The 22,541-nt window shown below is 71.0% G+C and carries 24 protein-coding genes; 10 read left to right on the forward strand and 14 right to left on the reverse strand.

The annotated features are described in order from the left end of the window. The first annotated feature begins 47 nt into the window (after positions 1-47). From VB738_RS08190 to VB738_RS08200, 3 genes are read left to right on the forward strand one after another with little or no spacing between them, the layout of a single operon-like run. Positions 48-512, forward strand: a complete 465-nt coding sequence (locus tag VB738_RS08190; RefSeq protein WP_323305283.1) for a DUF4079 domain-containing protein — start codon at positions 48-50, stop codon at positions 510-512. Between the two features lie 51 nt (positions 513-563). Then, positions 564-1,685 carry a rhodanese-like domain-containing protein gene (locus VB738_RS08195; RefSeq protein ID WP_323305284.1) on the forward strand — a complete coding sequence of 374 codons (1,122 nt, stop codon included), beginning with the start codon at positions 564-566 and terminating at the stop codon, positions 1,683-1,685. A 45-nt stretch (positions 1,686-1,730) separates the two neighbouring features. Continuing rightward, complete coding sequence (locus VB738_RS08200; protein ID WP_323305285.1) at positions 1,731-2,297, forward strand: rhodanese-like domain-containing protein; 567 nt, start codon at positions 1,731-1,733, stop codon at positions 2,295-2,297. Here VB738_RS08200 and VB738_RS08205 read toward each other — a convergent pair. Together VB738_RS08205 and VB738_RS08210 are read right to left on the reverse strand one after the other, a co-directional pair. Then, positions 2,283-2,837 carry a methyltransferase family protein gene (locus tag VB738_RS08205; protein ID WP_323305286.1) on the reverse strand — a complete coding sequence of 185 codons (555 nt, stop codon included), beginning with the start codon at positions 2,835-2,837 and terminating at the stop codon, positions 2,283-2,285. The genes VB738_RS08200 and VB738_RS08205 overlap by 15 nt on opposite strands. After that, entirely contained in the window at positions 2,831-3,502 is a 672-nt protein-coding gene (locus VB738_RS08210) for a class I SAM-dependent methyltransferase (RefSeq protein ID WP_323305287.1), read from the reverse strand. The genes VB738_RS08205 and VB738_RS08210 overlap by 7 nt, the downstream gene beginning before the upstream one ends. Positions 3,503-3,707: 205 nt before the next feature. Here VB738_RS08210 and VB738_RS08215 point away from each other — a divergent pair, with 205 nt between their 5' ends. The 3 genes from VB738_RS08215 (at position 3,708) to VB738_RS08225 (ending at position 6,761) form a co-directional block, all read left to right on the forward strand. Beyond that, entirely contained in the window at positions 3,708-5,111 is a 1,404-nt protein-coding gene (locus VB738_RS08215; protein ID WP_323305288.1) for a cytochrome ubiquinol oxidase subunit I, read from the forward strand. After that, complete coding sequence (cydB, locus tag VB738_RS08220) at positions 5,111-6,124, forward strand: cytochrome d ubiquinol oxidase subunit II (RefSeq protein WP_323305289.1); 1,014 nt, start codon at positions 5,111-5,113, stop codon at positions 6,122-6,124. Before VB738_RS08215 ends, cydB begins: the two co-directional genes overlap by 1 nt. Before the next feature lie 142 nt (positions 6,125-6,266). Next, complete coding sequence (locus tag VB738_RS08225) at positions 6,267-6,761, forward strand: rhodanese-like domain-containing protein (protein ID WP_323305290.1); 495 nt, start codon at positions 6,267-6,269, stop codon at positions 6,759-6,761. Here the strand turns inward: VB738_RS08225 and VB738_RS08230 are convergent. Further along, positions 6,752-7,258 (reverse strand): DUF3122 domain-containing protein, encoded by a 507-nt coding sequence (locus VB738_RS08230; RefSeq protein ID WP_323305291.1) that lies wholly within the window; start codon positions 7,256-7,258, stop codon positions 6,752-6,754. The two genes, VB738_RS08225 and VB738_RS08230, sit on opposite strands and share 10 nt — an antisense overlap. Before the next feature lie 38 nt (positions 7,259-7,296). After that, complete coding sequence (locus VB738_RS08235) at positions 7,297-8,229, reverse strand: ion channel (RefSeq protein WP_323305292.1); 933 nt, start codon at positions 8,227-8,229, stop codon at positions 7,297-7,299. Between the two features lie 126 nt (positions 8,230-8,355). Between VB738_RS08235 and VB738_RS08240 the strand changes: the two genes are divergently transcribed. After that, positions 8,356-9,651: an FAD/NAD(P)-binding oxidoreductase gene (locus VB738_RS08240; protein WP_323305293.1), complete on the forward strand. Its 1,296-nt coding sequence runs from the start codon at positions 8,356-8,358 to the stop codon at positions 9,649-9,651. A 13-nt stretch (positions 9,652-9,664) separates the two neighbouring features. On the opposite strand, the gene VB738_RS08245 is transcribed toward VB738_RS08240, so the two are convergent. Beyond that, positions 9,665-10,513 (reverse strand): damage-control phosphatase ARMT1 family protein, encoded by an 849-nt coding sequence (locus VB738_RS08245; RefSeq protein WP_323305294.1) that lies wholly within the window; start codon positions 10,511-10,513, stop codon positions 9,665-9,667. 533 nt (positions 10,514-11,046) lie between these two features. Between VB738_RS08245 and VB738_RS08250 the strand changes: the two genes are divergently transcribed. Both VB738_RS08250 and VB738_RS08255 read left to right on the forward strand, forming a co-directional pair. Further along, complete coding sequence (locus VB738_RS08250) at positions 11,047-12,348, forward strand: exonuclease SbcCD subunit D (protein ID WP_323305295.1); 1,302 nt, start codon at positions 11,047-11,049, stop codon at positions 12,346-12,348. Next, positions 12,345-15,365, forward strand: coding sequence for an SMC family ATPase (locus tag VB738_RS08255; RefSeq protein ID WP_323305296.1), 3,021 nt, complete (start codon positions 12,345-12,347; stop codon positions 15,363-15,365). The genes VB738_RS08250 and VB738_RS08255 overlap by 4 nt, the downstream gene beginning before the upstream one ends. Here VB738_RS08255 and VB738_RS08260 read toward each other — a convergent pair. The 8 genes from VB738_RS08260 to VB738_RS08295 form a co-directional block, all read right to left on the reverse strand. Next, on the reverse strand, positions 15,362-16,021 hold the full coding sequence (locus tag VB738_RS08260) for a Na(+)/H(+) antiporter subunit B (protein ID WP_323305297.1): 660 nt from the start codon (positions 16,019-16,021) through the stop codon (positions 15,362-15,364). The genes VB738_RS08255 and VB738_RS08260 overlap by 4 nt on opposite strands. Continuing rightward, on the reverse strand, positions 16,018-16,542 hold the full coding sequence (locus VB738_RS08265) for a hydrogenase subunit MbhD domain-containing protein (RefSeq protein ID WP_323305298.1): 525 nt from the start codon (positions 16,540-16,542) through the stop codon (positions 16,018-16,020). Before VB738_RS08265 ends, VB738_RS08260 begins: the two co-directional genes overlap by 4 nt. After that, positions 16,539-16,838: a monovalent cation/H(+) antiporter subunit G gene (locus VB738_RS08270; RefSeq protein WP_323305299.1), complete on the reverse strand. Its 300-nt coding sequence runs from the start codon at positions 16,836-16,838 to the stop codon at positions 16,539-16,541. The genes VB738_RS08265 and VB738_RS08270 overlap by 4 nt, the downstream gene beginning before the upstream one ends. After that, positions 16,835-17,083 (reverse strand): hypothetical protein, encoded by a 249-nt coding sequence (locus tag VB738_RS08275; protein WP_323305300.1) that lies wholly within the window; start codon positions 17,081-17,083, stop codon positions 16,835-16,837. The genes VB738_RS08270 and VB738_RS08275 overlap by 4 nt, the downstream gene beginning before the upstream one ends. Further along, positions 17,080-17,496 (reverse strand): Na+/H+ antiporter subunit E, encoded by a 417-nt coding sequence (locus VB738_RS08280; RefSeq protein WP_323305301.1) that lies wholly within the window; start codon positions 17,494-17,496, stop codon positions 17,080-17,082. Before VB738_RS08280 ends, VB738_RS08275 begins: the two co-directional genes overlap by 4 nt. Next, positions 17,493-18,959 (reverse strand): proton-conducting transporter membrane subunit, encoded by a 1,467-nt coding sequence (locus tag VB738_RS08285; RefSeq protein WP_323305302.1) that lies wholly within the window; start codon positions 18,957-18,959, stop codon positions 17,493-17,495. The genes VB738_RS08280 and VB738_RS08285 overlap by 4 nt, the downstream gene beginning before the upstream one ends. Further along, a complete protein-coding gene (locus VB738_RS08290; RefSeq protein ID WP_323305303.1) occupies positions 18,959-19,345 on the reverse strand; it encodes a cation:proton antiporter subunit C in 387 nt (128 codons plus the stop codon). Before VB738_RS08290 ends, VB738_RS08285 begins: the two co-directional genes overlap by 1 nt. Positions 19,346-19,429: 84 nt before the next feature. Continuing rightward, positions 19,430-20,017 carry a hypothetical protein gene (locus VB738_RS08295; protein WP_323305304.1) on the reverse strand — a complete coding sequence of 196 codons (588 nt, stop codon included), beginning with the start codon at positions 20,015-20,017 and terminating at the stop codon, positions 19,430-19,432. A gap of 225 nt (positions 20,018-20,242) precedes the next feature. Between VB738_RS08295 and VB738_RS08300 the strand changes: the two genes are divergently transcribed. After that, on the forward strand, positions 20,243-21,103 hold the full coding sequence (locus VB738_RS08300; RefSeq protein ID WP_323305305.1) for a dienelactone hydrolase family protein: 861 nt from the start codon (positions 20,243-20,245) through the stop codon (positions 21,101-21,103). An 18-nt stretch (positions 21,104-21,121) separates the two neighbouring features. Here VB738_RS08300 and glmM read toward each other — a convergent pair whose 3' ends face one another. Beyond that, entirely contained in the window at positions 21,122-22,522 is a 1,401-nt protein-coding gene (gene glmM, locus VB738_RS08305) for a phosphoglucosamine mutase (RefSeq protein ID WP_323305306.1), read from the reverse strand. Positions 22,523-22,541 lie beyond the last annotated feature (19 nt).

The following is a 22,541-nucleotide window of genomic DNA, read 5'->3' on the forward strand; positions in this document are numbered from 1 at the left end:
AGTGAAGGGGATGCCGTAGAGCGGATCCCCTCCCTCGCCCCGGTGCCATGCCCTTCGCCCTGAACTTCGTCCACCCCGTGTTGATGTGGGGGCTGCTGGGCCTGATGCTCTATTCGGGCTACCTCGGACTCAAGGCCAGCCAGATCCGCAAGGTCGGGCCCGAAGAACGCAAGGCGATGCTTCCGCTGCAGTACGGCCAGCGCCACGGCCGGCTCGGTCTGGTGATCCTGGCTGTGACCCTGCTCGGGGCCGCCGGCGGGATGGGGGCCACGTTCCTGAAGAACGGCAAGCTGATCCTGGGCCCCCACCTGTTCGTCGGCCTGGCCGTCGTCGTGCTCGTGGGAGCCACCGCCTCCCTGGCACCCTCCCTGCAGAAGGGCAAGGACTGGGCCCGGGGCCTGCATGTGGCACTCAACGGCAGCGTGCTGCTGCTGTTCGGCTGGCAGGCGCTGAGTGGGGTGGCCATCGTCCAGAAGCTGCTGACCGCAGCACAGACCCCGGCGGCCCTGTGACTGTTTCACTGCTATGCGGCTATGCTCATAGCAGTTGATGTTTGAACTCCCATGGCTGTCGCGCCCGCGCCCTCCCTGTCCCTCGCCGCCGCCGCCGGGGGCGCCCCGCTGCTGTTCCGCCAGCTGTTCGACGCCGACACCGGCACCTTCACCTATCTGCTGGCGGATGTGGCCAGCCGCCAGGCCCTGCTGATCGATTCGGTCTTCGAGCAGCACGACCGCGACCTGGCGCTGATCCGGGAGCTGGGCCTTGAACTGGTGGCCTCGATCGACACCCACGCCCATGCCGACCACGTGACCGGCAGCTGGCTGATGCACGAGGCCACCGGCTGCGCCATCGGCCTGGCGGCCTGCGTCGGCGCCGAAAACGTCACCCGTCCCCTGAAGCACGGCGACCGCGTCCTCTTCGGCGGCCGCCACGTGGAGGTGCGCGCCACCCCCGGCCACACCGACGGCTGCCTCACCTTCGTCCTCGACGACCACACGATGGCCTTCACCGGCGACGCCCTGCTGGTGCGCGGCTGCGGCCGCTGCGACTTCCAGCAGGGCAACGCCCACACCCTCTGGGCCTCGATCACCGGCCAGATCCTCACCCTCCCCGACCACTGCCTGCTCTATCCCGGCCACGACTACACCGGCCGCACCGTCACCTCCGTCACCGAGGAGAAGGCCTTCAACGCCCGCCTCGGCGGCAACGCCACCGAGCGGGACTTCGTGGGCCACATGGAGAACATGCGGCTGCCCCATCCCCACCGGATCGCCCAGGCCCTGCCCGGCAACATGCGCTCCGGCAAGCCCCGCGACGCCAGCGCCGCACCCGCCTGGGCACCCATGGCCCGCAGCTACGCGGGACTGCCCGAACTCAGCCCGGCCTGGGTCGCCGCCCATCGCAGCGATGTCACCGTGCTCGATGTGCGCTCCGCCGAGGAATTCGACGGGCCTGACGGGCGTGTGAGCGGCAGCCTGCTGATCCCCCTGCCGGAGCTGGAGAGCCGCTCCGGCGAGATCCCCACAGGTCGCCCGCTCGTGGTGGTCTGCCATTCGGGCAGCCGCTCGGCCCTGGCCACCCAGCAGTTGCTCAAGGCCGGCCGCCAGCAGGTGGCGAACCTCCACGGCGGCCTGAACCGCTGGGCCGCCGAAGGCTTCCCCCTCGAGGGGGTCGTCCAGGCCTGAAGCACCCACAGCCCACTGGATTTCCCTCCCCTTCCTCCTCGATCCATGACCACCACGACCATGACCGCCACGCCCATGTCCAGCCCCAGTCGCATCAGTGCCCACGACCTCGCCGACCAGCTGGCGGCCGGTGAGGTCACCGTGATCGATGTGCGCGAGCCGATGGAGTTCGCCACCGGCCACATCGCCGGCAGCCTCAACGTGCCCCTCTCCCGCCTGACCCAGGCCGACCTGCCCCGCGGTCCGCTGGTGCTGGTCTGCCAGAGCGGCAACCGCAGCGGCAAGGGACTCACCCAGCTGCTCGGTCAGGGCCATCCCCACCCCGTCGCCGACCTGCTCGGTGGTGTGCCCGCCTGGCAGCAGGCCGGCCTGCCGGTGCGCAAGCTCAAGGGGGCGCCGCTGCCGCTGATGCGCCAGGTCCAGATCGTCGCCGGCAGCCTGGTGCTGGTGGGGGTGATCCTCAGCCAGACCGTGGCCCCGGGCTGGATCTGGCTGAGCGGCTTCGTGGGGGCCGGGCTCACCTTCGCCGGCGTCTCCGGCTTCTGTGGCATGGCCCGGCTGCTGGCCGCCATGCCCTGGAACAGGGTGTCACTGGGATCAGGCCGGGTCTGAGCACACCCGCCAGTCGAGGCCGGGCACGAAGGGAACGATCGCCGGAGTGGACGCCATGGCCTCGGCGTAGCCGGGGTGCAGCAGACACAGGCGCCTCTCCTCCCGTCGTGCCTTGAGGCTGAGCAGTGTCGCCAGGGCCAGCAGCAGGCCCAGGTGCAGCAGGCTGCCGAGGGCGATCGCCACCCCCAGGGAACAGAGCAGCAGCGACTGATACAGGGGGTGGCGGCAGCGGGCATAGGCCCCCTCGGTCACCAGGGGCGCGCCTGGAATCGGCTCCGGCAATGGGCTGAGGCTGTCCCCCAGGTTGAGGGCCCCCTGGGCGCCGACCACCACCCCGATCAGGAACGTGACCCCACCGAGCAGGCGCAGGGCCAGGGGCCAGTGGAACCCCAGAGCCGAGGGGGGAGGGGTCGGCGGCAGCCAGTGGGCGGTGATCAGGGCCATCTGCCCCAGCACCCACCATTCGCCGTGGCGGTTGTCCCGCAGACCCTCCCAGGAGAAGCCCCAGGCCCGCAGCCGATCCCCAAGGGCGCTCAGCATGGTGGTTTCCCCCCGCTGGAGCCGGGCGCTGCGGCTCGGCGCCAGAGGCCCAGCCATTCGTCGCGGCGCTGGTCCACCGAACCGGTGGCCGGCTCCCAGATCTCCGGCACCAGGCCGGCGGCGCGGCACTGGCCGGCCACCACCCCGGGGTCGCCGCCCCAGGGGGGACCGCCCGGCTTGCCATGGCACCAGAACAGCGCCAGCAGCCAGCCGCCCGGTGCCAGCAGATGGCTGGCGGTGGCGATGTAGTCCTCGCGCCGGCCGGGATCGATGGCGCAGAAGCAGGTGTGCTCGACGATCCCCGCAAGGGTTCCGGACGTGAGGCCAGCCGCCTCCAGGGCCGGCCGGTCGAACAGATTGGCCTGCAGCCAGCGCAGGCTGGATCGTTCCCGGCCATGGAGCGCACGGGCGGCTCCCAGGGCCTCGCCACTGAAATCGAGGCCGATGGCGTCGAATCCGAGGGCTTCGAGCAGGGCGGCCTCATGGCCGCGGCCGCAGCCCGGCACCAGCACCAGCCCCGGCGGGCGGGGTGCCGACGGGTGCGTGCGCAGAAACCGGTCGAGGGGCGGAGCCGGCCGGCCCAGCTCCCAGCCGTCGCCGCCCTGCCGGTAGCGCTGGTCCCAGTGGCTCGCCTCAGCGGTGGAGGCCGGCGTGGAAGGGTTCATGGCTCCAGCATGGCCCATCCCATCACGACATGGGCCTGGTCGCATGAAGCCATCGGTGAACGGCGGCCTGTGTTCATCCGCTCACAACGGAATCGTGCTCACAGCATGCCGATGCAACCTGACGAGGGCGTGAGCCGCCTCTCGGAAGGGTCCATCAAGCGGCCCCAGCTCAGCCCTGGCAACTCCTTACCACCGCGCCTTCCCGATGGACTGGCTTGCCGACACCCTCGTTCTCTCGCGCCTGCAGTTCGCCCTGACGGCGATCTTCCACATGCTCTGGCCGGTGCTCTCCACCGGCCTGGCGATCTTTCTGGTGATCCTCGAAGCCCTCTGGCTGCGCACCCAGAACCCCCTCTACTACCGGCAGGCCCGCTTCTGGGCCAGGCTCTACGTGCTCAACTTCGGCATCGGCGTGGCCTCCGGGCTGCCGATGGAGTTCCAGTTCGGCACCAACTGGGCGCCGCTCTCGGAGTTCGTGGGTGACTTCTTCGGGGCCGTGCTCGGCTTCGAGGGCGCCATGGCCTTCATGCTCGAGGCCGGCTTCCTCGGCATCATGCTGTTCGGCTGGAACCGGGTGCCGCCGGTGATCCATTTCCTCTCCACCGTGATGGTGGCCTTCGGCGCCAACCTCTCGGTGTTCTGGATCCTCAGCGCCAACTCCTGGCTGCAGACTCCCGCCGGCGGCAGCTTCAGCCAGGGCCATTTCCACGTGGAGAACTACTTCACCGCCATCAACAACCCGTTCATGCTGCGCAGCGTGCTGCACATGAGCCTGGCCACGGTGGAAACCTCGATGCTGGTGGTGGCGGCGATCAGCGCCTGGTCGCTGCTGGCCGGCAAGGCGGAGGCCTTCTTCTCCTTCTCCTTCCGGCTGGCCCTGGTGGTCCTGCTCGTGGTCGCTCCCCTCCAGGTCCTGGCGGGCCACGAAAGCGGCCTGCAAGTGGCCGAGCACCAGCCCACCAAGCTGGCCGCCATGGAGGCGCTCTGGGAGAACCACGCCGCCGGCGAGGCCCCCCCCTGGACCGTGATAGCCGCGCCCGATGAGAACGGCGGCCGCAACCGCTGGGCGGTGGGCCTGCCCGGCGGGCTCAGCTGGATCCTCGAAGGCCGGCCCCGACTCAGCCAGGACGTGCGGGGCCTGAACAGCTGGCCTGCCGACCAGCGCCCTCGCATGGTGGGGCTGATCTTCTACGCCTTCCGTCTGATGGCGGGGATCGGCATCGCCGTCACCGCCCTGATGGGCCTGACCGTGCTGCTGTGGTGGCGCACCGGCCTGACCCCCGCGTTCTTCCGCCGTCAGGCCTGGCTGAGCTGGTGCTGGATCCTGGCCGCCCCGGCCGGCTACCTGGCGATCGAGTCGGGCTGGATCGTGCGCTGCGTCGGCCGGCAGCCCTGGACGGTCTACGGCCAGCTGCGCACCTCCGAGGCCGCCTCCCAGCTGCCGGCCCAGGAGGTGCTGCTCAGCCTGAGCGGCTTCACGGTGCTCTACGCCACCCTGCTGCTGTTCGCCCTGGTCTTCGGCGCCCGCATCATCCGCCAGGGTCCCGATCTCACCCTGGAGCCACCGACCGGTCCCGTCCGCGGGCCCCTCCCCCTGCCGACCGACTGATGGACTTCCTCGATGTCTTCATGCCGGTGGTCTGGTTCGTGATCCTGGCGCTGTTTCTGCTCCTCTACGTGATCCTCGACGGCTTCGATCTGGGGGTGGGGATCCTGTCGCTCACCTCCCCCAGCGAGCAGCAGCGCACGCTGCTGATGGCCTCGCTCGGCTCCATCTGGGACGCCAATGAAACCTGGCTGGTGCTGATGGGCGGGGCGCTGTTCGGGGCCTTTCCCCTCGCCTACGGCACGATCCTCAAGGCCCTCTACGGGCCGATCTACCTGATGATCCTCGGCCTGATCCTGCGGGCCGTGGCCTTCGAGTTCCGCGAGAACGCCATCAACAAGCGGCCCTGGAACCTCACCTTCGGCATCGGCAGCCTGCTGGCCGCCGCGTCCCAGGGGATCTGCCTGGGCACGGTGCTCTCCGGCCTGCCCACCGACGTCGATGGGCACTTCATCGGTTCCCCCTGGATCTGGTTCAACGGCAGCAGCCTGGTGGTGGCCCTCACCCTGATCCAGGGGTATGTGCTGATCGGCTCCACCTACCTGATCCTCAAGACCAGCGGCGAACTGCAGCAGCTGCACGTGCGCACCGCCCGGCTGGCCGCGGCCACCACCCTGGGGGGGGCCCTGCTGATCACGGTCACCTCCCCCTTCGTCTCGGAAACCCTGCGGGCGCGGCTGTTCGATCCGGCCTTCCTGCCCTTCTTCGTGCTCCTGCCCCTGCTGGGCATCGCCCTGATCGTGCAGCTGTTCCGCAGCCTCGCCATGGGTCAGGAAGTATGGCCTTTCGTGTACACGGTGCTGCTGTTCGTTCTCAGTTTTGCGGGTCTCGGTGTGATGGTGTTTCCGGCGATCATTCCTCCCTCAATCACCATCTTCGAAGCCTCTTCCTCTGTCACGTCGATGGTGTTCATGCTCACCTTCATCGGCGTTCTGATTCCGATCATGCTCTTTTACAACATCTACAATTACATCGCATTCCGCGGTAAGGTCGACATCGAGCTCGACAAGGCCTGAGCGACAGGCCTGAACGAAAGGCCTGAACCAGGAGATCGGCGCCATTCCGCCTGTCGCCCGAGCTGGCCCTCCCCCTGCTGGCAGGCTCCCAGGCCCTGCGCCGGTGAGTCGGACAGCCTGATCCTCCCCCTGACACCCACGCATGCAAACCTCGCTGTCCCAGGCGCTCAGAGGCCTCGCCCTCGCCCTGCTGGTTCTGCTGCTGGGGGGTGGCTCCGGTTCAGCGTTGGCGGAACCGCAGGGGGTCACCGCCCTGCAGGGTGCCGTGGACCAGTACCTCCATTCCCTCCCCGCAGACTTCCACACGCTCAGGACGGTTCCAGCCCTCAAGCGCCAGCTGGCGGGCGGCAACACCCTGCTGATCGATGTGCGCCAGCCTTCGGAGTACCGAGCCGGCCACATCCTCGGGGCCATCAACATCCCCCTCAGGGAACTCGATGATCAACTCAGCGACATCCCCACAGACAAAGAAATCGTTCTCTACTGCTCCACAGGATTTCGCTCGGCCATGGGTGTGATGGCTCTGCACCTGCGTGGCTACACCCATGTGCGGGGCTTTCCGCCGAGCTTCGCCGGCTGGCAGGCCGCCGGCGAAGCCGTTTCCAGTCCGGACGGCTCCGGGACCGCTCAGGCCTGATCGCCGCCCCGGGGCACCGATCCCATGGCGTGCAGCGCCATCGCCTCATCGGGTGTGAGGTCGAACCCCAGGCCCCCTTCGGACGACGCCACGGTCAGATGCAGGGGCAACGCCTCACTGGGGCGGGGCATCAGGGCATCCAGGTCGAACTGGGCCGAACCGGCGGGGATGGGCCCACGGCCCTTCTCGACCAGCTCCTCGCTGCGGTTGGGCAGGCTCCATTCCTGGCCCAGGGAATCGCTCAGCACCAGTTCCTCCTGGTGATCCAGCCGCGTGCCGGTCTCCAGGGCATTGAGGCGGAGCCGCAGGCCGGAGGGGTACTCCGGAAACGGCTGCTCGAAAACCCTGGCGTTGAGTCGATGACCCGCCCCATCGTTGAGCGACCAGCTCTGGGCCGCCAGGGCAGGGGGGGCTCCCATGAGCAGGACCAACAGCCAGGGGAGAAGCGCCAGCACGGACCTCCTCAGCAGGGAAGGACGGCGACAGGGAAGCGACATGGCATACGGCTCAGAGTGGCGTTATAACACTACCGCGATTACGACAAATCCGGTCCGTGCCAGGGGGACGGGTGCGTGCGGTTGAAGTTGGCGAAGTCGAAGCACTGACCCTGGCCCTCCTCCTCCTGCATCATGTCGTCGAAGCCCTGGCCGAACAGCACGCCGGGGGCCGGGACATGGTGATGGGCGTAGATCGGCCGTTCCAGGGTGGCGTCGACGCCACTGAACGCCATCACGATCTCCGCCTGGCCGGCCCTGAGGTCGGCGGACGTCCGTCCCCGCAGGGGGCTGTGGACATCGATGGGATGCATCAGGGTCCAGGTGAGCAGGAACAGGGGGGAGCGGTCGCGGGTCAGGGCCATCGGGTGCAGGCGCCGCATGCGGTGACCCTCCCGCGTTCGCTCATCGATGGCGAGATAGGCCTGGACCCTGGCCTCCAGGATCGTCTTGCGGCGTTCGTTGGCCAGGCGGAACATCAAGGTGGGCAGGCCCTCGTAATCGTGGACGGTGGCCACGTCGGAGAACAGGATCCGCGCGGTGGAACGGGAAAAGCGGCTGAACGCCATCCCGGTCATCAGGGCGATCACGATCAACCCCAGCAGGGATTCGACGGTGACCAGCAGGTGGGTGAACAGGCTGCTGGGATGGAAGGTTCCATAGCCGATCGACCCCAGGGTCTGCACGCTGAAGAAGAAGGCCTCCGAGAAGCTGGTCGTCTCACCGGCCACCCCGGCGATGCCGTGGGGGTCGAGCCGGTAGAGCAGGGCGAACAGCAGATGGAGCAGCAGATAACCCGCCGTGATCAGTCCGAAGAAGCCCGGCCAGGGCACCGCCAGCATCAGGTGGTTGGGCTGGCGCCAGTGGCGGATCCAGTCGGCCGGATTCACGGCGGTGAAGATGCCTCCATGCTTCAGAAGGGGCACCGGCGCTGCCGCCGGGACCGGAGGGTCGGGCCGCTGAGCTGGAGCCATCGGCCTGACCCCGACACTGGACCCTGATTCTATCTGTTTATGCGTGTGAGCGCATTAACTTCTGTGTCCAGGGCTGCGGTTCCCCGCCGGGTGCCTCCAGAGTGGACTCCATGGCGTGATGGGGAGATGGCTGCTGCTGCATCGAAAGACCGCCGCCACCACCGGGTTCTGATCGTGGGTGGCGGTTCCGCCGGCATCACCGTTGCCGCCCAGCTGCTGCGCGCCCGCCCCGGCCTGGATGTGGCGATCCTGGAGCCCGCCTCCGTCCATGCCTACCAGTCCGGTTGGATCCTGGCCGGTGCCGGCCTGCTCCCCTACGCCCAGACCCATCGACCGGAGGCCGCCGTGATTCCGGCCGGCGCCGTCTGGATCCAGGACCGTGCCGCCACCTTCGAGCCCGAGGCCCGCCGGGTGATCACCGCGGCCGGGGACACCCTCAGCTACGAGGTGCTGGTGGTGGCCACGGGCCTGAAGCTCGACTGGAGCCGCATCAAGGGCCTGCCGGAGGCCCTCGGCCACCACGGGGTCGTCAGCAATTATTCCCACCCCCACGTCGCCGCCACCTGGAAGGCGATCCGCGCGTTCCGTGGTGGAACGGCCCTCTTCACCCATCCCGCCACACCGATCAAATGCGGTGGCGCCCCCCAGAAGGTGATGTATCTGGCCGACGACATCTTCCAGGCCACCAGCGGCGTTGGGGTGAACACCAAGGTGATCTTCTGCAGCGCCCAGGCGCAGCTCTATCCGGTGGAGGCCTACAACGCCACCGTGGAGCGGGTGGTCGAGCGCCGGGGAATCGAGACACGCCTGTTCCACAACCTGGTCGAGGTGCGCGCCGAGGAAAAGGTGGCCGTCTTCGAGGTGCTGGCCGAGGGGTGTGAGCCCAGGCGCGAGGCGATGGCCTACGACCTGCTCCACGTGGTGCCTCCCATGGCGGCGCCGGACGTGATCGCCGCCAGCCCCCTGGCGATCGCCGGGCCGGGGGGCTGGGTGGAAGTCGATCGCCACACCTGCCAGCACACACGCCATGCCGACGTGTTCGCCCTCGGCGATGTGAGTTCCCTGCCCACGGCCAAGAGTCTGGCGGCCGTGCGCGGCCAGGCGCCGGTGCTGGTGGCCAACCTGCTGGCCCACCTGGATGGGCGGCCTCTGGCGGCCCGGTACGACGGCTACACCGCCTGCCCCCTGATCACCAGCTTCCACGATGTGGTGATGGCGGAGTTCGACTACACCCTGCAGCCGGTGAGTTCCTTCCTGGTGGACCCCACCAAGGAGCGCTGGAGCATGTTCCTGGTGGAAACGCGGGTGTTCCCCTGGGTGTACTGGCACCGGGTGCTCAAGGGTGGTTTGCACGAAAGCCGCTTCCTCAAGCCATTCGGGCCCCTCGTGCGCGCCCTGGGATTGGCCCGCAAGGGGTCGTGATCGCGGCGGCAGCTCAGGCGTGGAGCAGCATCTGAGTCCCCATCGGCTGGCCGACACGATCGGCAATCACGCGACATTTCACCTTGAACAGAAAAAAGATGTTGCCAGGCTCATCGCTCAGGGATTCATAGTTTCCCTGCCCCTTGGCGATGATCAGGTCAGCGGCAGAAAAGCGCTCACGCAGTTCCTGGCTACCATCCGAGAGGATGGTTCCCGGGGCATCCGAGCCGTTGTCGATGACCTCCACCACTGGATCAAGTCCCACCCGCTCTGCATCGACTCGGGTGGCATCATTGAGAACATGGAATCCGCGCACGACCACGATGATCCTCCTCGGAAGCAGCTGATCCACCAGCAGGCGATCGATGGCGATTTCCCCGGCATTGTCCGCCAGGTAGAGGATCGTTTCAGCTTGGCTGACGGCGCCTCGAAATCGCTCCACGTCTCCAGAGAAAGGATCCATCTGCGCCTTCTGCACAGCCTGGCGAACATCCTGCTCCGTGAGCTGGCCATTGCTGCCCATGTCGATGGCATTGCCGGCGATCGCCAGTCGGGTGGCCGTCAGGAGGGGGTCGCCGGAAGCCATCACCTCGGCCTGAAGCGCCGGGAGCATCTCCATCACGACACGGTTCTGCCACTCCTTGGTTTCTCGGTAGGGATCATTCACTCCCGTCATCTCCCGCAGGCGTCGGTGGATGCGTTGAGCCATGGCGGGCGGTGATTGATTCAGGTCCATTCGTTCAGCCCAATGCAGCGCTTCCCTGAGCAGCCGTTCATGGGTGGAAGAATCGGAGGTGATCAATCGTGCTGCCTCCAGGGTCTGCCGCAGCAGGCAGGGAATGCAATCCAGTGAGGTCTTCATCACGGGGCAACGCGGCCACGGCAGTCCTGGCAGCCTAAGGGGGTTCATCTGCAAAACCATCCCAGAACTCCTTCCGGCCTGGACAGGGAGGCGCTGCATGGATGCTGCAGCAGTCCTGCCGCCACTGAAGCCGAAGACCTGCCCATGCGTTGCATGGACGCGCGGGCGGGTGGGCAAAATCTGCATCGGCTGGAGACGCGCAAGAAGCATCAGAAGCCGATCAAATGACGCGTTGCGTCATTCCTTCGCCCTTGCAGTTGCCTGGGGGTCGGTTGAGCAACATCGGCAGCGTTTGCAGTGTTGCGATCGGACCACGCCTGGCGCCCCGCGCCACGAACGCTCAGACATCAAATCCGCCGCGGGGCTGAGACTGGGACTGAATGCGGAATCTGCCAGTCTGAAACTGGATCAAGCCCGGCCCCTGGCAACGCCGTGATGGGCCGGGGCAGGACAGAAGTGGAGCACGCCCAACCGCAGCCAGGAGCTCACGGTCTGCCGAGATGGCACGGTCCCGGTGGGGTCCTCCCAGTTCGATGCCGGCTGCCTCGATCCGATCCCGCTTCCCTGCTCCCCTCCAGGCGCTCCAGTCCCTTGCGGACGCCTGCGCCGCTTCACCGCCGGCCCGCAACGGGACCGCCTTGCTGGCCGTGGGGCTCCGTAGCCTGGCCCCCATGCGCCTGCTGCACACCTCCGACTGGCACCTGGGCCGCCGTTTCCACGGCGCCTCGCTGCTGGAGGAGCAGGAGGCGGCGATCGAGCGGATCGCCGAACTGGCCCGCGCGCATGCCGTCGATGCGGTGCTGATCGCCGGCGACCTCTACGACCGGGCCATCCCGCCGACCGAGGCCGTGGACCTGTTCAACAGGGCCCTGGCCCGGCTGAGCCGCGATGGCACCGCCGTGGTCGCCATCGCCGGCAACCATGATTCCCATGTGCGGGTGTCGGTGTACGACCCGCTGCTCTCGGCCTTCGGGGTCACGGTGCGGGGCGATGTGGGCCGGGCCACCGAGCCGGTGCTGGTGACGCCCAGGGACGGCGGCGCGCCGGTGGCCATCTATCCCCTGCCCTACCTGGAGCCGGCGGTGGACGGACCGACCCTGGCCGGAGCACCGCTGCGCCTGCGCCACGAGGAGGTGACCCGGCTGGCCATCGAGGGCATCCACGCCGACCGCCGCGAACGGCCGCCGCACCGTGCGGTGCTGGTGGCCCACACCTTCGTGGCCGGCGGCGAGACGTCGGAGTCGGAGCGGGAGCTCACCATCGGCAACGTGGACCGGGTGAGCGTGGCGGCCTTCGCGGGCTTCGATTACGTGGCCCTGGGCCACCTGCACGCCTCCCAGCAGCTGGACGGCCCCCGGGTGGCCTATTCGGGCACCCCCCTGGCCTATTCCTTCTCCGAGGAGCGGCACGTCAAGTCGGTGCGGATCGTGGAGCTGGCCGCCGACGGCACGCCCAGCGTGGAAGTGGTGCCGCTCGGGGTGGGCCGGCGGCTGTGCACCCTGCGGGGACCCATCGACGAGCTCTGCGGTGACCCCCGCCACGCCGCCGCCAGCGAGGCCCGGGTGCGGGCGATCCTCACCGACGACACCCTGCCCCTGCAGGCCATGGCCCGGCTGCGGGCCCGCTTCCCCCACATCGCCGAGCTGCGCCACGAGCCCCCCGAGGTGGCCCGCGCCGGTGACGCCGAGCGCCACCGCCAGGTGCGCCAGGCCCGTTCACCGCTGGAGCTGGCCACCGCCTTCTTCACCGACCAGCAGGGCCGGGCGGCCACGGCGGCGGAGGCCGGGCTGCTGGAGGCCGCCCTGGACGCGGCGGAACGGGGAGGGGAGCGGTGAAGCCCCACCAGCTCACGATCGAGGCCTTCGGGCCCTATGCCGATCCGGTGGCGATCGATTTCGACGCCCTGGCCGCCGAGGGGCTGTTCCTGATCCACGGCACCACCGGCGCCGGCAAGACCTTCCTGCTCGATGCCCTCTGCTTCGCCCTCTACGGCGAAGTGTCGGGCGACCGCAGCGTCAAGGGGCTGCGCTCCGACCACGCCCCCCCCGCTGCCGTGCCCCGGGTGAGCCTGGAGTTCTCCTGCGGCACCGCCCGCTACCGCGTCGAGCGCACCCCGGCCCACACCGCCGTGAAGGCCCGGGGCCAGGGCACCACCGACAAACCGGCCCAGGCGGTCCTGTTCCGCCTGGACGCCGGGTCGCCGGAGCGAGCCGTGGCGGCGAAGACCACCGAGGTGACCCGGGAGGTGGAGGGCCTGGTGGGGCTCAGCGCCGCCCAGTTCCGCCAGGTGATCCTGCTGCCCCAGGGGCGCTTCGCCGAGGTGCTCCGCGCCAAGGCCGAAGAGCGCGAAGCCCTGCTCAAGACCCTCTTCGACACGGCGATCTACGAGCGGGCCGGCTGGTGGCTGGAGGACCAGGCCCGCGCGGCGCGAAACCTGGCGCTGGACCAGACCCGGGAGCAGGAGGTGCTGCGGCGCCGGGCGGCCGACGCCTGGGCCCCCCAGGCTCCCGAGTTGCCGGAAGGGACCGAACCGCCCGAACCACCCGCCGACCAGGCCGGCCTCGAAGCGCTGATGGAGCAGATCGGCGTGGTGGTGCAGGGCACCGAGGCCGCCCTGCAAGAGGCCTCCGCCAGCCTGACGGCGGCCCAGGCGGCCCAGGCGGCTCTCACGGCGCAGGCGGAGCGCTGGGACCGGCGCGCCGCCGCCACCACCCGGCTGGGTGAGCTGGACGCCAAACGGGAGATGGTGGAGGCGTACCGCCAGAAGCTCAGCCAGGCGGAGCGGGCTGAAACGTTGCGCCCCAGCCTGGTGGCCGAAGCGGGGGCCCGCCGGGAACTGGAGCGGGTGGAGCGGGGGCTGCAGGAGCAGCTGCGGGCGGCGTTCCAGGCACGCGAAGGCTCACGGGCGCTGCCGGTGTCTGTCCAGGGGCTGGATCTGGTGGCGCTGCCCTCCGCCGAAGCCCTCGCCGCAGCCGGTGCCGACCTGGCCGCCCGGGGAGCCGAGGTGCGGGAGCTGGCCCGCAAGGCCGAGGAGGCCGCCCAGGCCGGGGGGGCCGCGGCCGCCGCCAGCCAGCGGGCCGGCGAGGCCGAGGCCGGGCGGGGCGCGGCCGTTGCCCGGCAGGAGCGGCTGGCGGCGGAGCAGGAGCGGGAGCTGGCGCTGCTCGCCCAGGCCCGCAGTGCCCGCGACCAGCTCGAGGGCCTGCAGCGGGCCGCCCGGGAGGCCGATGGCCGCGCCGTGGCCGCCGAAGCGATCGCCCCGGCCCGGGAGCGGCAGCTCGCGGCCGAGGTCGCCAGGAACGGCGCCGATCGCGAGGTCAACGCGGTGGCCGCCAACCTCAACGCGCTGCGGCGGCGTCAGATCGAGGGCATGGCCGCCCGGCTGGCCGGGGGTCTGGCCGCCGGAGCCCCCTGCCCGGTCTGCGGCGCCACGTCCCACCCGGCGCCGGCCCGGCCCTCGGACAACGCGGTCGATGACGCGGCGATCGCCGCCGCGGAACGGACCCTGGCCGCGGCCACCCAGGCGGCGCAGGCAGCGGCGGTGGCCCTGGCCAACGCCCAGGCCGCCCTGGGCACCGTGCTGGAGAAGGCGGGCGACGGCACCGATCCGCTCGCCGCCCGCCAGGCCGCCGGCAGCGCGGCCGCGGCCCACCAGGCGGCCCAGGCCCTGGCCGACGGTCTGCCGGCGCTGGAGCAGCGGACCGCCGATCGGGAGCAGCAGCGCCAGCAGCTGGCCAAGGCCATCGAGGCCGCCGCCACGGCGATCGCGCTGGAGCGCCGGGCCGTGGCCGAGGCCAGCCAGCGGCAGCGGACCCTGGCGGAGCAGGTGGCCCTGGAGCTGGGGGAGGGGCTGGAGCCCGGCGCGGTGCTGCGGGCCTTCGGGCCCCTGGAGGCCGCCCTCCAGGCCCTGGTGGCCGGGGCCGGCGCCCACACCCGCGCCAGCAGCGAGCTGGAGCAGGCGGCCCGGCGGCTGGGCCAGGAACTGGCCGCCTCACCGTTCGCCACGGCGGCGGATGCCGCGGCGGCCCTGCAGGAGGAGAGCTGGCGCCGGAAGCTGGTGGAGCGCATTGCGGCCTACGAGGCGGCGGTGATCGAGCAGCGCAACCTCCTGGCCGCCCCCGATCTGGCCGATCCGCCCGAAGCCCGGCCCGACACCAGCGCCGCCGGTGAGGCCGTGGCCCGCCTGGATGGGGCCCGCACCCGGGCGGTGGAGCGCCACAGCGAAGCCCGGGCCGCCCAGCGGGAGATCGGGCGGCTGGCTGCGGAGCACCGGGCCGGGGCCGCCGCTCTGGCCCAGAAGCAGGAGCGGGCCGAGCGGCTGGGCGCCGTGGCCAACCGCTGCCAGGGCAAGGCGGCCCCCTACATCTCCCTGCAGCGCTGGGTGCTCTCCGCCTACCTGTCCGACATCTGCGGCTTCGCCAACCAGCGGCTGACCCTGATGACCTCCGGCCGCTACCAGCTGCGGCTCACCGACGAGGGCGGCCACGGCGGCCGCAACGCCGGTCTGGGTCTGCGGGTGCTGGATGCCTACACCGGCGAGGAGCGCGAGGTGAGCAGCCTCTCGGGCGGGGAGACCTTCCAGGCCTCCCTGGCCCTGGCCCTGGGGGTGGCCGACACGGTGCAGGCCCACGCCGGCGGTGTGCCCCTGGAGGCCCTGTTCATCGACGAGGGCTTCGGCAGCCTCGATCCCGACAACCTGCAGCTGGCCATGGACGAACTCGACCGGCTGCGGGAAGGGGGCCGGCTGATCGGCCTGATCAGCCACGTCGGTGCCCTGCGGGAGCGCATCCGCGGCGGCATCGAAGTGATCGCCGGCGAGCGCGGCTCCAGCCTGCGGGTGGGCGTCACCGCCTAGAGCAAGCCCCGATGGCGCACGAACAGCTGCACCATCGCCCAGGATCCCAGGGTCACCTTGACGGCCACCAGCACGTTGAGCAGGGGGATCCAGGCCCCCGAGGCCAGGGTGCCGAAGGTTCCGGCCGGCAGGGGGACCCCGCCGAGGGCCAAGGCGGAGAGGACCACGAAGGCGATCACGGCGGCCTTCTCCCAGAGGTCGGCGCGCCAGCGGCGGTAGAGGCGATCGGAGAGCCGGGCCGAGCCGCTGATCAGCACCAGGCCGATGGCGGTGCCGCCGGCCACGCCCGCCGCGAACCCGCCCCCCGGGGACAGGTGGCCGCGCAGGGCCAGCTCCACCCCGATCAGGGCGGCCATGGTGGCGCCGAGCTGGCAGAGCACCACCGAGGGCGCGTCCTCGATGGCCCGGATGCTCGTCTTGGTGGGCTCCCCCGCCAGCAGGAAGCGCACCCCGATCGAGGCCAGGGTGAACACCACCACCTCGGCGATGGTGTCGTAGAGGCGGGTGTGCAGGATCACCCCCGACACCAGATTGGGCACGTCGGTCATCGCGGCCAGGGAAGCGATCACCGGGCCGATCGGAGGCACCGGTGGCAGGGCCGCGGCCAGCGGGGCCAGGCAGAGGGCGGTGGCGGCCAGCAGGTAGAGCCAGGTCATGGCCGCTCCCGCAGCAGCAGTTCACCGCCGCTGCTTTGCCAGCGGCGATAACCCTCCAGGGCCTGCAGCCGCTCCGCCAGCCTGGGGTTGGTGACCTCCAGCCGCAGGCCCGGGCCGAGGCGACCGTGGCTCGCGTCGGCCTCAGCGGCCTCCGCCGGAGCTGGTGGCAGCAGGCGCAGCCGCAGCGACAGAGGCTCCAGCCAGTCGCGCAGCAGCGCCTGGCTGGCCTCGCTGGGGGGGGCGTCGGCCGGATAGGACAACCGCAGCGCCATCGAGGACCGCAGCGCCACCGCGTAGAGAGTGGTGGACAGCAGGGTGCCCACCAGGGCCTCGGTGATCGCCACGTCCGGCGCGCCGAGCAGGGCGTAGAGCAGGGTGGACACCGACCCGAGGATGCCCCGCAGCACCAGGGTCTGATAGGGATTGGACTGGCTCACCAGCAGCACGGCGGTGAGGGGCAGCAGGGCGGTGATCGGCAGGAGCAGATCCAGTTCGCCGAGCAGGGACACGGTGCCGCTCATGGCTCCGGCTCCCGGCGGGAGGCCAGCGAGCAGTTGGCCAGCACATAGCCGAAGATCGTGTTCCACAGGATCAGCGCCACCAGGGCCAGCAACAGCAGGGGCCACTGGCCGGGGATCCGCAGCAGCAGCCCCAGCAGCATCAGCGCCGAGCCGAGGGTGTCGGCCACCGAAAGGGCGTGCAGCTTGCTCAGATAGCTGCGGCTCTCCAGCAGGGGCCAGGTGCCCCAGAACCAGAGCAGCAGCCCGGCCCCCAGCAGCAGCAGGCTGGCGTGATCGGCCAGGACGGCAAGGGTCATCGCTCCGTCCCCCGCAGCAGGTTGGCCAGCAGCAGCAGCCCGGCGTTGCCGACGCTCAGGACGATCACGCCGGCCAGTGCCAGCATGCGGTCGCCCCGCACCGCCGCCACCACCAGGATGATCAGGGCCACCTTGCTGGCGACGCTGGAGAAGGCCGCCAGGCGGTGCCACACATCGGACGGCCGGCAGGCCACCGTGATCGGAATCAGCAGGGCCAGCACCATCCCCCAGAGCAGCACTGTCATGGGGTCGGCCCTCCGGTGCGACGGGGCGTGAGGGCGTGGATCCGGTAGCGGCGACCGCCGTCCTCCAGGCCGAGCACGATCGTGAAGGGGGTGAGGGTGATGCGGAACACATCCAGGAACACCAGCAGGGGGATGGTGCCGTCAGTGGTGGCCTCGCTGGTCTCCCCCTCCACCGGCTCGTGGCCGACGATGAGCCGCAGGGCCTCCAGGTAGGCCTGGGGGACGGCCAGCAGGCTGCGTCCAAAGGCCCGCAGCAGGGCCCGCAGCGGCAGGGGCCTGGAGTGGGCGCGGGGGAGCAGCAGGGCCACCACCAGCCCGATCAGCAGGTTGAGCCGGCTCAGGTCGGCGGTCAGCAGACACCAGACCGCCAGCCGGAAACCGGTGGTGAGCAGCAGGGGCAGCAGGCGTCTCATTGGATCCACACCAGCAGGCCGGCCCCCACCACACCGATGCCGCCCACCAGATCGGGGAACCCCTCCAGATCGGGCAGCCGGAACCAGGGGTTGCGCCGCAGGGGCTGTAGCAGCAGGTGCACCCCCACGCCGGCCGCCAGCACCAGGGCCGCCTTGGCGGCCGCCGGCAGCAACTCCGGACTCCAGGTGCGGGTGGCCTCGGCAGCACCGAGCAGTAGCAGCGCCAGCAGCAGCAGCAGCACCCCGGGGGACCAGGCGGGCTCCGGTGGGGTCGGCGCGGCTTTGCCGTGCAGGGGGGCGCCCCAGAGCCGCGCGTAGACCGCCGCGGAGCCCACCGTGAGCAGGCTGAGCAGCAGGCCCGTGGGCTCCGGCAGGGCGCGATCAAGTCCCGACTTGGCGAAGAAGCCCAGCAGCGGGGGCACCCCCACGATCGAGAGGGAGCCGATCCACAGCGGGAGCCACACGCCGGCGGCCAGGGGCCGACCGGCCCAGCCGGCCAGGTCGCGGCCAGGGAAACGGCGGGCCACCAGGAACAGGGCGGCCTTGGCCAGCCCGTGGCCGAGGGCGTAGAGCCCTCCAGCGGCGGGCGCCAGCACCACCAGGCCCATCTGGGAGAGCGTGCTCCAGGCCAGCAGCCGCTTGGCATCGGCCTCCACCAGGGCGAACAGCAGCCCCAGGCCGGCGCTGGCCAGACCGATCATGGGGAGCACCGTCTCCAGGGTGGGCACCACACTGCTCAGCCGCAGCAGGGGGACGATGCCGGCGGCGACCACCACGCCGGAGAGCAGGGCGGAGACTTCGGCCGGCGCCTCGGCGTGGGTGCGCGGCAGCCACAGACCTGAGAGAAACAGCCCGGCCTTGGTCAGCAGCCCCACCAGCAACAGGGCCAGGGCTGCGGCTCCGGCTCCGGCGACGGCGTCCAGCCGGAAACTGCCCTGCGTCAGATAGACGACGGCGGCGCCGACCAGATAGAGGGTCATCACGGTGTTGCCGATCAGCAGGTAACGCAGCGCCAGCCATAGGGAGCGCTCCGATCGGCTGCCCAGGATCAGCAGGAAGGCGCCGATCCCCACCACTTCGAGGGTCACGTAAAGGCTGACCAGATCCACCGCCACGAAGGCGGAAGCCAGGCCGCCGTGCAGCACCATCAGCAGCAGCAGGAAGGGCCCGGGCAACGTCCGTCGCCAGCCGTCCAGCACCACCGCGCCGCACACCAGGGCATCGAGAAGCAGGAACGGGGCCGCCAGGCCATCGGGCTGCAACTCCACCCCATAGGGGCCGAGCAGGCTGAGGCTCGCCGGGAGGGCACCGGCCTGGATCGCGACGGCCACAGCGCCGGTGGCCAGGCAGCACAACACGGCCAGCCAGCGGGCGAGGGGTGGGAGCAGGGCGGCCAGGAAGGCCGCCGTGTAGGGCAGCAGCAGCCAGCCGATCAGCAGGAACTGGCCGGAGAGGGGCGCCATCAGCGCCGCCCCCCTGCGTCGAGGTGACCGGCGTCGAAGCTGGCCAGATCAAGGCTGGGGTCGATGCGGGACAGGCGGGTGATCACCACCAGCAGCAGGGCCTGGATCGAGAGGCCGATCACGATCGCCGTGAGGATCACGGCCTGGGGGATCGGGTCGGCCATGGGGAGCGGAACCGCGACGGCACCGGGGGCAAGGGGCGCCGTCAGGATCGGGCTCTGCAGGCCGGAGCGCGCAGCGACCAGCACGAACAGGCCGACCACGGCCGACCCCATCACGTCCATGGCCAACACCTTGAGGAACAGGTTGCGGCGTAGCAGCAGGCCGACGAACCCCACCAGCACAGCCACCAGGATCAGGAGCTCAAGCAGCCGAAAGGGATCCATCGGACGTTGTCTCCCGGAGGACGGCCGGGACACGGAGCGGGATGGTAGCCGTTGCTGCCGGAAGCCGACTGGCGAGGCCGGGCCTCAAACGGAGGTGTGAAACTGTTCCGACAGCAGGCGCCGTTGGTACTCCAACGAAAGGGCCTCCAGGTGGGAGCGGGCCTGCTCCTGGACGTTGGGATCCAGCTGATCGAGCACCAGGCCCCGGGGCACCTGCATGCGCAGCACCAGGGCCAGGGCGTCGAAGATCCGCACCTGGTCGCCCTGCCATCCCTGATAGTCGGCGGCAAGGGCCATCAGGGCCTCGCCGGAGGCCTGGCCTTCCAGGACCCGGGGCCGCAGCTCCTGCACCTGGGCGAGCCGGTCGGAGCTCACCAGGGCATGGGCCGCGCCCAGGGCCGCCAGGGAGTCGGCCGCTTCCCGCTTGAGCACGGTCATGTCCCTGCTGAGCACGGCGGCCTCCACTGACAGGGGCTCCCGCACACCGGGAAGGAGGGCAGCGCCGGGATCAGGCGCTGGGGCCCTCGTCAGGGCCGGTTCGGGCACGCTGGCGGCCAGGGCCGCGCGGGCCGGGGCCAGGGGAGGTGGTGGCGTCTCCTGCCACAGGACCGCCGCGACGGCGCGCAGGCGCCGTGCCAGCCACTGCCTGACTCGTCCAACCTGTCCAGCCATGGATCGCAAGAGATTGATCACATCAATGTGGCCACTCCGCCCGGGCGGCCGTGGCGGCAATCTCCCCAGCCAGGCGGTCGGATAGCCGGCCAGGCGGGAGCGGCCGCGAAGAAACGACACCGGAGGCTCCCCCCCGTTGGGGTTGGAGGCTGTCGCCCGCCCCCCGGACGCCGGCGATTCCTACGATCAGGCAACACCTGACCGCCCTGACGGGCCCCGCGGCCCATGGAACCCTTCTCCACAACGCCCGGCGCTGGCTTCCGGATCGGCCGCAGGGAGCTGCTGCTGGGGACGGCCGCCGCCGGCTTCGCCCTGGCGGTGCGGCCGGTGGCCGCCTCCACCGTCACCACCTCCGCCGAGGGGCTCGACGCCGGCTGGGTGTCGGTGCCGGCGGCCGATGGCGCCGTGCGTGCCTACCGCGCCCGCCCCGCCAGGGGCTCAGGCCTGCCGGTGGTGCTGGTGGTGCAGGAGATCTTCGGCCTCCATGCGTACATCCAGGACGTCTGCCGCCGCCTGGCCCGGCTGGGGTACCTGGCCATCGCCCCGAGCCTGTTCGATCGCCAGGGCGATGTCACGGTGCTGCCCGACATCCCCTCGATTCTGCCGCTGGTGGCGACGGTGCCCGATGCCCAGGTGATGGCCGACCTGGATGCCACCGCCGCCTGGGCGGCCGCCAGCGGCGGCGGCGATGTCTCACGGCTCGGCATCACCGGCTTCTGCTGGGGCGGACGGATCACCTGGCTCTATGCCGCCCACAACCCGAAGCTGAAGGCCGGGGTGGCCTGGTACGGCCGGCTGGTGGGCCAGGCCAGCGATCTCCAGCCCCTCTATCCGATCGATGTGATTCCCCGGCTCAAGGCGCCGGTGCTGGGGCTCTATGCCGGCCAGGACGACGGGATTCCGATGGAATCGGTGGAGCGGATGCAGGCGGCCCTCAAGGCGGCCGGCAGCCCCAGCCGCATCGAGGTGTTCCCGGGTCTGCCCCACGGCTTCCACGCCGACTACCGGCCCACCTACCGCGAGGCCGCCGCGGCCGCCGGCTGGACGCAGATGCAGGCCTGGTTCCGCGCCAACGGCGTGGTGTGAGGACCGGCGGGCGGGGGCTCAGCCCCGATTGAGGTGCTCCTCGGCGGCGGCCGCCAGGGACTCACTCCAGTGGTCGACCTGGCTCTGCTCGGCCGCCTCCACCATCACCCGCAGCAGGGGCTCGGTGCCGCTGGCCCGCACCAGCACCCGCCCGTGGCCGGCCATGGCCGCCTCCGCCTCGGCCACCGCCAGCCGCAGCGGTTCGCACTGCTGCCACTGCTGGCGCAGCTGGCGGTCGGGCACGGTGACGTTCACCAGCCGCTGGGGGTAGGGCTGGAAGCTGCCGTCCATCCATTCGGCCAGCTTCAGGCCGCCGCCCTGGATCAGGGTGGCCACCTGAAGGGCGGTGAGCAGGCCGTCGCCGCTCATGCCATGGCGCGCCGAGAGGATGTGGCCGGATTGCTCGCCCCCCAGGCCGGCCCCCAGGGCCTCCATGGCGGCGTGGACGTGCTGATCGCCCACATCGGTGCGCTCCAGCAGCCCGCCGCTGGCCTGCCAGGCCCGCTCGAAGCCCAGGTTCGACATCACCGTCGCCACCAGGCGGTCGTCGGGCAGCTGCCCCTCACGGCGCAGGGCGGAGCCCCAGAGATAGAGGGTGTGGTCGCCGTCCACCACCCGGCCGCGGCCGTCCACCGCCAGCATCCGGTCGGCGTCGCCGTCGAAGGCGAAGCCCATGTCGGCGCCGCTCTCCAGCACCGCCCGCTTCAGGGGCTCCAGGTGGGTGCTGCCGCAGCCCTGGTTGATGCGCTCGCCGTCCGGTTCGCCGTGCAGCACCAGCACCTCGGCCCCCAGGGAGCGGAACAGCTCCTCGCCGCAGGCGGTGGCCGAACCCCAGCAGAGGTCGAGCACGACGCGGCAGCCGTCGAGGCGCTGGCCGCCGGTGCTGGCCCGCAGGGAATCGACGTAGGCCGCCAGTAGATCGGGCCGCGACACCAGCCGGCCACTGCCCGCCAGCGGCGGCGGGGCGGTGCGGCCCTGGAGGCCCGCCTCGATCGCCTGCTGGCGGGCCGCCAAAAGCTTGGCGCCGCTGGCGCCGAACACCTTGATGCCGTTGTCGTGGGGAGGGTTGTGGCTGGCCGAGACCATCAGGCCGCCGGCGGCCCCCTGGCGCCGGATCGTGCCCGGCACCGCCGGGGTGGGGCACAGCCCCAGCTGCCACACCTCGCGGCCGGCGGCCATCAGCCCGGCGCTGAGCGCCGCCACCAGCATCGGCCCGCTGCGGCGCGAGTCGGTGCCGATCACCACCGGCCCGTCGGCCTGGAGCACCACACCGGTCCAGTAGCCCACCTGCAGGGCCAGGGCGGGGGTGACGCTGGTGCCGACGCGGCCGCGGATGCCGTCGGTGCCGAAGCGGGCCACGCCGTCGGTCAGGGGGGCCCCGAGGGGGAACCCCGCCGCCTGCGAAGCCGCTTCTCCCATGCCGCTGCCATCACTGGGG

Origin of the sequence: Cyanobium gracile UHCC 0139, assembly GCF_034931325.1 — a bacterium.
GTDB classification, from domain to species: domain Bacteria; phylum Cyanobacteriota; class Cyanobacteriia; order PCC-6307; family Cyanobiaceae; genus Cyanobium; species Cyanobium gracile_B.